The sequence below is a fragment of the Stenotrophomonas sp. NRRL B-14846 genome (assembly GCF_050473585.1).
In the GTDB taxonomy this organism is placed as follows: Bacteria; Pseudomonadota; Gammaproteobacteria; order Xanthomonadales; family Xanthomonadaceae; genus Stenotrophomonas.
This window is the reverse complement of sequence record NZ_JBFLUN010000025.1, coordinates 1-11,835: the sequence shown is the minus strand read 5'-3', so window position 1 is coordinate 11,835 and position 11,835 is coordinate 1. Positions and strand designations below refer to the sequence as shown.

9 protein-coding genes and 5 pseudogenes are annotated in these 11,835 nt (G+C 68.0%); 10 read left to right on the top strand and 4 right to left on the bottom strand.

The annotated features are described in order from the left end of the window. The 4 genes and pseudogenes from AB1281_RS24215 to AB1281_RS24200 form a co-directional block, all read left to right on the top strand. The coding region (locus AB1281_RS24215; RefSeq protein WP_430347242.1) for an AI-2E family transporter at positions 1-488 on the top strand (488 nt) is incomplete at its 5' end. Between the two features lie 162 nt (positions 489-650). Then, a pseudogene (locus AB1281_RS24210) lies at positions 651-2,391 on the top strand (diguanylate cyclase). A gap of 70 nt (positions 2,392-2,461) precedes the next feature. Further along, the gene (locus tag AB1281_RS24205; RefSeq protein WP_430345109.1) at positions 2,462-2,899 is read left to right on the top strand and encodes a hypothetical protein; all 438 of its coding nucleotides are present in this window, start codon (positions 2,462-2,464) and stop codon (positions 2,897-2,899) included. Between the two features lie 217 nt (positions 2,900-3,116). Further along, positions 3,117-3,386 carry a GNAT family N-acetyltransferase gene (locus tag AB1281_RS24200; protein ID WP_430347241.1) on the top strand — a complete coding sequence of 90 codons (270 nt, stop codon included), beginning with the start codon at positions 3,117-3,119 and terminating at the stop codon, positions 3,384-3,386. On the opposite strand, the gene AB1281_RS24195 is transcribed toward AB1281_RS24200, so the two are convergent. Both AB1281_RS24195 and AB1281_RS24190 read right to left on the bottom strand, forming a co-directional pair. Continuing rightward, positions 3,359-4,201 carry a LysR substrate-binding domain-containing protein gene (locus AB1281_RS24195; protein ID WP_430347240.1) on the bottom strand — a complete coding sequence of 281 codons (843 nt, stop codon included), beginning with the start codon at positions 4,199-4,201 and terminating at the stop codon, positions 3,359-3,361. The two genes, AB1281_RS24200 and AB1281_RS24195, sit on opposite strands and share 28 nt — an antisense overlap. Further along, positions 4,147-4,290, bottom strand: coding sequence for a hypothetical protein (locus AB1281_RS24190; protein ID WP_430347243.1), 144 nt, complete (start codon positions 4,288-4,290; stop codon positions 4,147-4,149). Before AB1281_RS24190 ends, AB1281_RS24195 begins: the two co-directional genes overlap by 55 nt. A 280-nt stretch (positions 4,291-4,570) precedes the next feature. Between AB1281_RS24190 and AB1281_RS24185 the strand changes: the two genes are divergently transcribed. Next, a complete protein-coding gene (locus tag AB1281_RS24185; RefSeq protein WP_430345111.1) occupies positions 4,571-5,494 on the top strand; it encodes an alpha/beta hydrolase in 924 nt (307 codons plus the stop codon). Positions 5,495-5,530: 36 nt separating this feature from the next. Here AB1281_RS24185 and AB1281_RS24180 read toward each other — a convergent pair. Further along, positions 5,531-6,953, bottom strand: a pseudogene (locus tag AB1281_RS24180) (DUF2867 domain-containing protein). Further along, positions 6,950-7,261, bottom strand: a complete 312-nt coding sequence (locus tag AB1281_RS24175) for a metalloregulator ArsR/SmtB family transcription factor (RefSeq protein WP_004147836.1) — start codon at positions 7,259-7,261, stop codon at positions 6,950-6,952. Before AB1281_RS24175 ends, AB1281_RS24180 begins: the two are co-directional and overlap by 4 nt. Positions 7,262-7,387: 126 nt before the next feature. On the opposite strand from AB1281_RS24175, the gene AB1281_RS24170 reads away from it, so the two are divergent. The 5 genes and pseudogenes from AB1281_RS24170 (at position 7,388) to AB1281_RS24150 (ending at position 11,704) form a co-directional block, all read left to right on the top strand. Then, positions 7,388-7,969, top strand: a complete 582-nt coding sequence (locus AB1281_RS24170) for an NMCC_0638 family (lipo)protein (protein ID WP_430344881.1) — start codon at positions 7,388-7,390, stop codon at positions 7,967-7,969. 209 nt (positions 7,970-8,178) lie between these two features. Beyond that, positions 8,179-8,646 carry a DUF2975 domain-containing protein gene (locus tag AB1281_RS24165; RefSeq protein WP_014036329.1) on the top strand — a complete coding sequence of 156 codons (468 nt, stop codon included), beginning with the start codon at positions 8,179-8,181 and terminating at the stop codon, positions 8,644-8,646. 13 nt (positions 8,647-8,659) lie between these two features. Further along, positions 8,660-8,882: pseudogene (locus AB1281_RS24160) on the top strand (helix-turn-helix domain-containing protein). A 43-nt stretch (positions 8,883-8,925) separates the two neighbouring features. Further along, positions 8,926-10,492 (top strand): annotated as a pseudogene (locus AB1281_RS24155) (TerC family protein). 75 nt (positions 10,493-10,567) lie between these two features. Continuing rightward, a pseudogene (locus AB1281_RS24150) lies at positions 10,568-11,704 on the top strand (metallophosphoesterase). Positions 11,705-11,835 lie beyond the last annotated feature (131 nt).

The window sequence follows — 11,835 nt, the reverse complement described above, 5'->3', positions numbered from 1 at the left end:
AAGATGGGCCGCTGGCGCAGGAGCTGATCGGGCGCACCAGCCGCCTGGCCACCGCGTTCCGCCAGGTGGTGTTCGCGCAGGTGAAGATCTCGCTGCTCAACACAGTGTTCACCGCCATCTTCCTGCTGGGCGTGCTGCCGCTGTTCGGCGTGCACCTGCCGCTGTCCAAGACCCTGGTGCTGATCACCTTCCTTGCCGGCCTGCTGCCGGTGGTGGGCAACATCATCTCCAACACGATCATCACCATCGTTGCGCTGTCGGTCTCGTTCTACGTGGCGGTGGCGGCACTGCTGTACCTGATCGTGATCCACAAGCTGGAGTACTTCCTCAACGCGCGCATCGTCGGTGGCGAGATCCAGGCGCGTGCCTGGGAGCTGCTGCTGGCCATGCTGGTGATGGAGGCAGCCTTCGGCCTGCCGGGCCTGGTCGCCGCGCCGGTGTTCTATGCCTACGTGAAGCGCGAACTGGTCGACCAGCGCTGGATCTGACGCGGCAGGGCATGACGCATTTGCCCCGTTTGTACGGTCTGCGCGGCCTTGTCGGTGCGTTCGCGGCGGGCGCGGTATACCCACGGCAACGGTTGGTCCGGTAGCGGCTTGGCGCCTGTGCAGGCGGCCGCTACAGTGTTCTGCACTACAGGGGAAATGTGCATGGCCCGCAAGGCGTCGCCCATCGGATTGCGGACCTGGGTCTGGATCCTGGCCGGGCTGTTCGTGGTCTGTACGCTGCCGTTGATGGCCATCGCGCTGGTGCAGGGCACGCTGCGCTTCACTGCCGCCGAGGACAACCTGGTCAGCCTGCGCCAGCTGCGGCAGACCTTCGACCTGGCCAACCTGGTGTCGGCCGAGCGCGGCCCCGCCAACAGCCTGCTCGGGTCCAACACCGCCGATGCGGCCGAACAGGCCCGGCTGGCGGCGCAGCTGGCGGTCGCGCGCCAGCGGGTCGATACCGCCCTGCAACGCCTGGACACGGTGTTCAACGCCGACCCGGGCGTGGTCGACGAACATGGGCTGCTGGCCGATGCGCAACGTCGCCTGCAATCGGCGCGGGCCGCGGTGGACCGGGTGGCGGCGCAGCCGCATGGCGCGCGCCGGGTGGAGGACGTGGAGCGTGCGATCAGCAGCATGTTCGCCGTGGTCGATCGCCTGCACGTGCTGACCTCGGCGCAGATCAACGTGCTGGTCAGCGCCGACCGCGAAGCAGCGATTCCGGCGATGCAGGGCCAGGTGCTGATCGACCTGCGCGAGCATGGCGGCCGCCTGGCGTCGAACGTGATGGCGCCGGTGGCGGTACCGGGGGCATGGCGCGACGAACAGGTGCGGGCGGCATTGCAGACCGAAGGCCGCCTGCTGGAGCTGTGGCGGCTGGCGGGCAGCCATGAAGCGGTGTTCCGCAGCGATCCGGCGCTGTCCTGGCATTGGGACATGGCACGCCGGCAGTTCTTCGGCGAATCGCTGCCGATGATCGAACAGTTGATCGAAGATGGCCGGCGCGGCGTGGCGCCGCCGTGGACCGCCGCCGAGTTCACCACGCGCTACGTGCCGACCCTGCAGTCGCTGGAAGCGCTGCGCGACGGCTACCTGAGCGTGTCCATCGCCCGTTTCGAGCGCACCCGCAACCGCGAAGCGACGCGCCTGGTGGTGCTGGTGGCGACGGTGCTGGGCACGCTGGTGGTGCTGGGCGTGGCGCTGCGCATCGCGCATCTTCAGATCCTGCGGCCGCTGCTGCAGGCGCAGAAGCAGGTCATCCAGATCGCCTCGGAAGCGCCGGGCCCGGAGCAGCATGTGACCCATCCGCTGGCCGAGATGCAGCGCCTGTTCGATGCCATCGAAGTGTTGCGCGAGAAGTCGCGCGAGCGCTCGGCGTTGACCAGCGAGCTGCGCCAGCTGGCCGGCACCGATGAGCTGACCGGCTGTTGAACGGCGCGCGCTGGACGAGATGGTGCAGCAACGTCATGCCGACGGTGGCAACAGCGCGGTGGTGATCCTGCTGGACGTGGACCGCTTCAAGGCGATCAACGATGGCCACGGGCATGATGCCGGCGACGAGGTGCTGGTGCAGGTGGCGCAGCTGCTGCAGCGCCACCTGCGCCGCAGCGACAGCATTGCCCGCTATGGTGGCGAGGAGTTTCTCGTGTTGCTGGCCGACGGTGATCTGGCCGGTGGCCGCCAGCTGGCCGAGTCGCTGCGGGTGGCGCTGCAGCGGCTGGACATCGCACTGGTCGGCGGCAAGGTGCTGCGGGTCACCGCCAGCTTCGGTGTGGCCGAGGGCGGCACCGATGCGCTGGGCTGGCGCACGTTGCTGCGCGCTGCGGATGCGGCCATGTACCAGGCCAAGGCGCAGGGCCGCGATCGCGTGCGCGTGGCCGGCGGTGGCCGCATCGCGCGTTGACGCGCGACGTTCATCACCGGCGCACGCGGGGGCCCCTAGACTGGACGCCCGCCCGCTGCTGGAGCCCATCATGACCATGCGACCCATTGCCGTCGCCGTGCTGCTCACTGGCCTGCTGGCCGGCTGTGCGACTCCTGCAGCGAAGACCGTTGCCGATGAATCGCGTCATCCCTCCATCGCTGCCGGCGTGAGCCCGGTGCCTGCCTTCTCCGGTGGCGGCGCTGGGTGGCGCATCGAGATCACGTCCACTGGACAGGGCAACCACGATGCCAGCCTCAGTGCCGAAGGTCGTACCCACAAGGGCACGCTGCGCTATCCCGGCCAACCGGCCGACGCACCCAGCTCGCTGATCGTGCTCAACGGCGAGCTTGGCAGGCAGCCGGCCATCGTCGAGATCAAGCGCGAGTCGTGCCGCAATGCCGAAGGTGTGGACACCATGGCCAGCGTGCACGTGACGATGGAAGGGCAGCCGCAGCGTCGTGGCTGCGGTCACCTGGCCGTGTACTGAGTCGCTGCCCGGCATGCTCGAGATTCCACCCTGCGTACCGCGCGCCTGCGGCTGCGCCCGCAGCAGCTGGACGACTTCAACGTCTATGCCGCGTTCCTGGCGTCGCCGCGCGCGCGCGGCATGGGAGGGCCGTTCGCTGAGGTGGCGGCGTGGGGCCAGTTCTGCCACGACCTAGCCAGCTGGCATCTGTTCGGTCATGGTGCATTGATGATCGAGCGTGCCGATACCGGTGCCTGCATCGGCCAGGTCGGGATCAACCACGGCCGCTGTTCCGGAAAAGGAACTGGGCTGGCTGCTGTATGACGGCCATGAAGGGAAGGGCTTCGCTACCGAAGCGGCCGGCGCGCTGCGCGACTGGGCCTTCGTGGTGGCGCAGCTGCCGACCCTGGTCAGCTACATGGCACCGGACAACCAGGCGTCGCAGGCCGTTGCACAGCGGCTGGGCGGCGTGCTGGACGATCACGCCGTGCGCAGTGGATGCCGATGATCTGGTGTATCGCTACCCGCGCTGACGCCTAGCTGCCTGTGGCCGGGGCCTGTACCGTGCGGCCGAGCGCCTTGGCGACGCCTTCGCGCTTCTCGATCAGGAATTCCATCAGGGCGCGCACGCGCGGTGGCATCTGCTCGCGCGAAGGCACGTACAGGTAGAAGCCGGGGAACGGTGCCGACCACGCCGGCATCAGGCGGACCAGGCGCCCATCGGCCAGCATCGGCTGCAATGGACAGATCGATATGCTGCATCACGCCCAATCCCTGCAGCGCGGCGCGGATCATGCCCTCATCGTCGTTGGTGACATAGCGTCCGCGCGGTTCCACTTCAAAGTCATGACCGGGCTGGCCCGGCGTGCTGAATTCCCAGGCATAGACCCCGCCGCTGCCGGTCTGCCGGTAGCCCAGGCACTCGTGTGCGGCCAGTTCGGCGGGCGTGGTGGGCGTGCCATGGCGGGCCAGGTAGGCCGGCGAGGCGACCACCACCATTTCCAGCATCGGCGTGACCGGCACGGCGATCATGCCTTCGGCCAACCGCTCGCCAAGGCGGATGCCGGCGTCACAGCCGTCGGCAACGATGCTGGACAGGCCGTCGTCCATCACCAGCTCGATGCGCAGCTCGGGGTAGCGCGCGAAGAACTCCGGTAGATGCGGTTCGATCAGCGTCTTGGCAGTCAGGCGCGCGGTGTTGATGCGCAGCAGGCCGGACGGTGCGTCATGGCTGGCGCGCAGGTCGCGTACTGCGGTTTCGATGGTGCTCAGCGATGGCCGCAGTGCGTCGAACAGGCGCTGGCCTTCCTCGGTGAGCGACATGTCACGGGTGGTCCGGTGCAGCAGCGTACCCCCAGCTGTTTCTCCAGGGTCTTCAGGCTCTGCGACAACGCCGGGCGCGAGACCCCCATCTCAACGGCCGCTTTGGTGAAGCTGCGGTGGTGGGCGATGTGGGCAAACCAGGCCAGCTGGGGCAGCAGGGCCGGGTTGATCGGGCTGGGGGCGCTCATGGGGCTCGGTCGGCAGTAGGGCAGTAGGGCAGGAGAAAATCGCGGCACAGGCTGTCGCTATTTGGTAACTGCAGCTTACTACTTTGGTTGTGATTGGCCGCTTTTTGGCTCCCAATCCCGGGTCTATCGTGCTTGCAACGGCGACACCCGTCGCCTCCCGCCACTACCGAGGAGCCGCAGCATGGAAACCATCAACATCCAGAATCCGGACATGGCCTGGCCGATCGCCGCCGACCTGCATTTCCCGCCGGACTTCGACCGCAACCGGGTCTATCCCGCGATCATCAGCATGCATCCGATCGGCAGCTGCAAGGAGCAGACTGCCGGCAACATCTACGGTGAGGCCCTGGCTCGCGAGGGCTACGTGGTGATCGCCTATGACGCCAGCTTCCAGGGCGCCAGCGGCGGCGAGCCGCGGCGGGTCGAAGACCCGACCCAGCGCGTGGAGGATGTACGCCGCGTGGTCGACCATCTGGTCACCCTGCCGTACGTGGACGCCGAACGCATCGGCGTACTGGGCATCTGTGGCGGTGGTGGCTACGCGATCAACGCCACCATGACCGAGCGACGCATCAAGGCGGTCACCAGCATCACCGGTGTCAACTTCGGCCGGCTCAGTCGTGAGGGCTTTGGCGGTTTCGATCCGATCGGCACGCTGGAGGCCATTGCTGCCCAGCGCACCGCCGAGATGCGCGGCGGCGAGGCCCGTGTGGACCTGTTCCTGCCGCCTTCGGTGGAACAGGGGCGCGCCGCCGGCATCACCGATATCGACGTGCTGGAGGCCACGGACTATTACCGCACGCGCGAGCCGCAGCCCAACGGCGTGGTCAGTGCGTTGTTCTCGCATCGCGGTGCAGCGGTGGGCTGGGATGCCTTCCACCTGGCCGAAGTCCTGCTGACCCAACCGTTGCTGGTGGTGATCGGTGACAAGCCGGGTGGCTTTGGCGCCTACCGCGATGGCCTGGAGATCCATGGCCGTGCGGCGTCGAAGCACAAGCAGTTGAAGGTGGTCCAGGGCTGGTCGCACTACGACCTGTATGACAAGCCGGAGCCGGTGCGCGAGGCCCTGTCAGCGGTCGTTCCCTTCTTCAAGCAGCACCTGTGAGCTGACCTGGCAGGTGGTGCCGGCCACGGGCCGGCATCATCTGTACGCGGAGTATTCCGCCCAGTCATCGAGATCGGCCAGTTCCGGCGCCAGCGCATGTTCGACCGCGCGGCGCAGCAGTGCCGGCGCGACGTAGTGCCGGTGCGCGGCATCGATCAGCGCCATGTACAGGCGGCCGAACGCATTGCGGGTCTGCACGCGTGTGCCGAGGCTGATCTCGATGTGGCCATCGGCACAGCGTTGCACGCGCACGCTGCTGCGGAAGCGCAGGTGGCGATCATCGGCGCCGAGCAGCACTTCGGCGCAGGTGTCCCCGTCATCGATGTGCGCGTCCAGCACCGGGTAGCGGCCGGCGAACAGGCGGCTGCGGTCGGTCGACAGCAGCGACGACACCGGGCAGCCGAGTGGCGACGTACGCAACCGCAACGGCGCCACCAGGTGGTTTGCGCAGCGCCATCAGGTGGCCCACGCCGGCAGGTGGATTGCGCAGGAAGCCTTCCAGCACATCGGCCAGCAGCGCCGACGCGGCGTGATGGGTGACCTGCGTGCTGGTCCAGGCGCAAGGTGGTCTGGTCCTGGTAGTGGCTGTGTGGCAGTGCAGCGGGGAGCAGCCCATCGCTGGCGGCGGCCTGCGAGTGGACGGGATAGGCCGGCGTGGCGCGTTCGACGAAGCCACGCAAGCGCCGCAATGAAATCCTCCGCAGCGGGCCCAACAGAGCGCGGGTATGCGCGCACAGGTGGGCGCACAGGCTGGGAGGTGCTGCCTGCAGCGACAACTGCAGCAGGGGTGAGGCGGCGAGGCTTGCGGCCGAAGGCCAGTGCGCTTCCGGCAATACCTCGGTCAGGCTGGGGATATCGGCGGCATTGCGTTGAACCTGTGCACGGGCCTGCTCATCCATCGCCCCGGCCAGCTCATTGCTGTGGCAGGACAACGCGAACAGCGCCGGATGTGCGCGATGGTTCGATGCGAACTGGTGCCAGGTGCCGCCGCCGAAGCGCACGGTGAACAGGCAGTCCGGTGGAATGCGGATGCGCCGCAGCGTGCGCGCGAAGGCAGCGGGATCGCGCGCCAGCTGCGCGTCTGACGCGGCGGCAAAACGCAGTTCGGCGCCGGCGCTGCCGGCGATGCGGTGAACATGCGCGGCCCGGCATGCCGGTGGAAGGGATGGCCGCCAGCGCCGACGGTGAAGCTGTACAGCGAGGAGGCGTCGCCCTGCTGCAGGTGCATGCCACCAAGGCGCGCGGAAGGCTCGTCCAGTGCATCGATGAAGGCCGGGTGGTGGCGCTGGCGCTGGCTGGCGTCGGTCACCAGCGCATCACCGGCACCGATGCCGAGCTGCGCGATCAAGGTGACTTCGGTCGGGCTGCCGCCCTCCAGCGCCGGAAGCTGCACCCCTGGAAACGAACGGCGGTCGCGGGTCGAACCAGCATCGTCATGCTCCTTGGCAGGGTGGTTCAGCGGGCGGGGGACTTGCGGCGGGCGCGTGCTTCGCGCTTCAGCGGGCCACCGACCGGACAGACTTCGGCCGCCCACGAGAACAGCGTGTTGGCCAGGCGGTCGGGCACCTGCCGGAAGTACACGAACTGGCCGCGCTTCTCGCGCTCGATCAGGCCGGCTTCCTCAAGGATGCGCAGGTGGCTGGACAGCGCCGGCTTGCTGAAATCGAAGCGCTCGGCCAGCTCTCCCGCGCTGAGCTCGCCGGCGCTGAGATAGGCCAGGATCTGCCGGCGGGCGGTGGAGGCGAGGGCTTCGAAGATACGGTCCATGCGAGCTAATTAACTAATTCGTTAATTTATACTCCTCCTGCCGGTGGCGGCTGTCAAGCCATGACCCGTTGCGCGGCACGCCCGGGCTTTGCATCCTCCTGCTGTTTTCGGTAGCGTGGAATCCCGATGCGTCCTGCGTTCTGGCTGGCTTTGGCCCTGCTGCCCACCCTGGCGGTGGCGCAACCCGCGCGTACTCCCAAGGCCAAGGCCCCGGCGCAGGATCCCTTCAGCGAGCTGTTCGATACCGCCTGCATGCAGCACATCGGTGCGCCGGCGCGCCTGCAGTCGTTGATGGAATCCAACGGGCTGGCACCGCTGCAGCCGGCCGAGGCGGCAACCTTGCTGCAGGGGCAGGCAGGCGTGGCCTGGATGGTGCCGTTGGCCAGCGGCCGCTATGCGGTCAGCTGGGCCGACGATGGAACCTGCACGGTGTATGCGGAGAAGGCCGATGCGGCGGTGGTGCAGAAGGGCTTCGCACGGCTGGTGCAGGCGGCGCCGAAGCCGTTGCAGGCGCGTTCGCTGCCGGGCCGTGGTCCGTTGTCGGCCGACCAGGTGGCGATCCAGTACGGCTGGGCCACGCCCGGCCAGGCCAAGCTGCAGGTCCGCTTCCGGCTGGTCACGCGGCAGGCGGCCGAGGCCGGCGTACAGGCGATGGCTTCGGTGACGCCCGGTGAAGCGATGCTGGAACCCGCGGCGCCCACCCGGTAGTGCCTGCTGGGCCCGGCGCCCAGCCGGTGGCCCATGCCTGCGATTCAGCCTTTCACGCAGGATGTGGTATATCGTTTATCGATAAATCCACCCCGGGGCGGCGAGGCCACCCCAATGCCGGAGGCCGCTTGACCGCTCGTCCCGCCCGCGCCAGACCCGCGCGAGGCTTGTTCACCCTGGCCCAGGCCGCCGTACAGGCCGTCCGGGCGATGTGCTGGCTGGGCATCCTGGCCGCACTGCTGGCCGTGCCACTGGTCGCCCACGACCGCCGCTGGCTGCTCGACAGCGTCCACGACGCCGATGCCGCCGCCGCGCACGGCAACGACCTGTTCCTGCACTTCTGCCTGGGCCTGGGCGCGATCGTCGCGCTGCTGGTGCTGTGCCTGCTGTTCCTGCGCCATCTGCTGCGGCTGCTGAAGTCGGCGGCGCGCGAGCGGCCGTTCACCCACGCCAATGCACAACGCCTGCAGCGCATGGCGTGGCTGATGCTGGCGATGGAGCTGCTGTCGATCCTGATCGGTGCCTACGCGGCCTGGATGGGCCCGGACTTCACCTGGATGGAGGTGGGTGGCGGCATGTCGATCACCGGGCTGGTGGCAGTGCTGATGCTGTTCGTGCTGGCACGCGTGTTCGCCGTGGGCGCAGCGATGCGCGATGACCTGGATGGTCTGATCTGATGGGCACGCGCTGATGGCGATCGTCATCACCCTCGACCGCATGCTGCAGGAACGGGCATGACCCTGTCCGAGCTGGCCGGGCGCATCGACATCACCCTGGCGAACCTGTCGATCCTGAAGACCGGCAAGGCGCGCGCCATCCGCTTTTCCACGCTGGATGCGATCTGCCGCGAGCTGCAGTGCACGCCGGCGACCTGCTCGGGCATGACCCGGCGCAGCCGCAGGACGCCGACTGAATGATTGCTCTTTTCCCTTACCTACTGACGAAACGGACCTGAAATGGAATGGTTGGCTGACCCCTCGATATGGATGGGCCTTGCAACCCTGGTCGTGCTGGAGATCGTTCTCGGCATCGACAACCTGGTGTTCATCGCGATCCTTGCCGACAAGCTGCCGCCGCACCAGCCGCGACCGCGCGCGGGTGATCGGCCTGGCGCTGGCGCTGCTGATGCGGCTGGTGCTGCTGGCGGCGCTGGCCTGGATCATGAAACTGACCGAGCCGCTGGTCACCCTGTTCGGCCACAGCTTCTCCGGGCGTGACCTGATCCTGCTGGGCGGCGGCCTGTTCCTGCTGTTCAAGGGCACCATGGAGCTGCACGAACGGCTGGAAGGCCGCGAGCATCACGAGGATGGCAAGAAGGTCTATGCCAGCTTCGCGATGGTGGTGGCACAGATCGTGGTGCTCGACGCGGTGTTCTCGCTTGACTCGGTGATCACCGCGGTCGGCATGGTCGACAACCTGGGCGTGATGTACGCCGCGGTGACCATCGCGATGGCGCTGATGCTGGTGGCCAGCAAGCCGCTGACCCGCTTCGTCAACAAGCATCCCACGGTGGTGGTGCTGTGCCTGGGCTTCCTGCTGATGATCGGTTTCAGCCTGGTGGCCGAAGGCCTGGGCTACAAGATCCCGAAGGGCTACCTGTACGCGGCGATCGCTTTCTCGATCCTGGTCGAGGCGTTCAACCAGTGGGTCCGCTTCAACCGCGAACGCAACGAACGCCGCCAGCCGTTCCGCCAGCGCACCGCCGATGCCGTGCTGCGCATGCTGGGCGCGCGCCCGGCCAACGGCCACGACGACGAAGGCGTGGACGAGCAGGTGGACGCCGACGAGCGCCTGCAGCCGGCCGAACACGAGATGATCCGCAGCGTGCTGGGCCTGGCCGATCGGCCGGTGTCGAGCGTGATGACCGTGCGTGCCGACGTGCAGTGGATCGACCTGGCGCGCGGGCAGGAGGATGTGGTGGCGCGCCTGGTGGCATCGCCGCATACCCGCCTGCTGGTCGGCGATGGTGACCTGGACAGCCTGCGCGGCGTGGTGCAGAGCCGGGACGTGCTGGCCGACCTGCTGCAGGGCAAGCCGCTGCAGCTGGAAGGCAACCTGCGTGAGCCGCAGTACGTCCTGTCCAGTGCCAGTGCATTGCAGGCGCTGGAACTGATCCGCCAGCACCCGGTGCCGCTGGCGGTGGCCGTGGACGAGTACGGCAGCGTGGAAGGCCTGGTGACCGCCAACGACCTGCTGGCGGCGATTGCCGGCGACCTGGTCGATACCCAGGACGAGCGCTATGGCGTGGTCGCGCAGGGTGAGGAGCAGTGGGAGGCCGACGGTGCGCTGACCCTGGACGACCTGCAGCGATTGGCGGGCGTGTCGCTGCCGCGCAGTGCCGACTACATGACCATCTCCGGCCTGGTGCTGGAGCAGCTGGGCCGGCTGCCGGACATCGGCGATGCGGTGGACGTGGCCGGCGTGCGCATCACCGTACTGGCGATGGAGAAGCGCCGCATCGCCCGCCTGCGGTGGAGCGCTTGGGCCATCTGTAGAGTCGAGCCATGCTCGACTGCTTCTTGAACAACCGGGCACATGCCCGGCTCTACACAACACGGCCGGCAACCGTCACCATGGCCGGCCCGTTTTCTTTCCAGGATGGTTGCAGTGCTGAGTACGATCGGTTTGTTGATGGGCCTGTATGTGGCCTGGCGCCTGTTCTGGCCGCTGCGCATGCCCGCCGCATTGAAGGTCGTGCTGTCGCTGCTGCTGGTGGCCGTTGCCGTGCAGCTGCGCATCGTCGCCACCTTCTGGGGTACGACGGCGTCGCCCCGAGATCCCCAAGCTGGCCATCGCCACGCTGGCCACCGGCTCCACCGCGGTGTTGCTGCTGGCGCTGGTGATGGTGGTGCTGGACGCCGGCCTGCTGCTGTCGCGCCTGTTGCGCTGGCCTCGCGCGGTAGCCGCAATGCGCACGCGGCGTCTGCGACCGGTGGCCGGCGTGCTGGCACTGCTGGTCAGTGGTTATGGTGTCAGCCCAGGGCATGGCGGTGCCCAAACCCCGGCAGATCGAGGTGCGCATCGCCGGATTGCCGGCCGCGTTCGACGGCTATCGCGTGCTGCAGCTGACCGACATCCATGCCAGCCGCCTGCTCACCGGCGACTGGGTGCGCAGGTGGTGGATGAGAGCAACGCACTGACGCCGGACCTGATCGTGATCACCGGCGACCTGATCGACGGCAGTGTCGAGGCCCGCCGTGACGACGCGCGTCCACTCGCGGACCTGCGGGCGCCGGACGGCGTCGTCGCCATCACCGGCAACCACGAGTACTACGCGCAGTACCAGGCGTGGATGCAGGCGTTCCGCGCGCTGCACATGCAGGTGCTGGAGAACAGCCACATGCAGGTGCGGCGCGGCGATGCGGCGCTGACCATCGCCGGTGTCACCGATCCGGTGCCGCACGCTACGGCCTGCCGCTGCCGGATCTGGATGCTGCACTGGCCGGTACCGATCCGTCCGCGCCGGTGATCCTGCTCGATCATCGCCCGCGCAATGCACGGGACGCGGCGGCGCGTGGGGTGAAGCTGCAGCTGTCCGGGCATACCCACGGCGGGCAGATCATCGGCATGGACCAGCTGGTGAAGCGAGCCAATGGCGGTTTTGTGTCCGGGCGCTACGACGTGGATGGGATGACGCTGTACGTGGGCAACGGTGCGGGCCTCTGGGCCGGTTTCCCGGCGCGCATCGGCGTGCCGTCGGAGATCACCTTGGTAACATTGCGCCGCGCGCCGTGACCTTAGGCGGGGTCAGATCCCTTTCCCCTGGGGGAAAGGGATCTGGCCCCCGACAAACCACATGGAAGGAACCATGGCCCATCCCCGCGCCCCGATGGAGCGCCTGATCCGTGCCAATGCTGACGAGATCA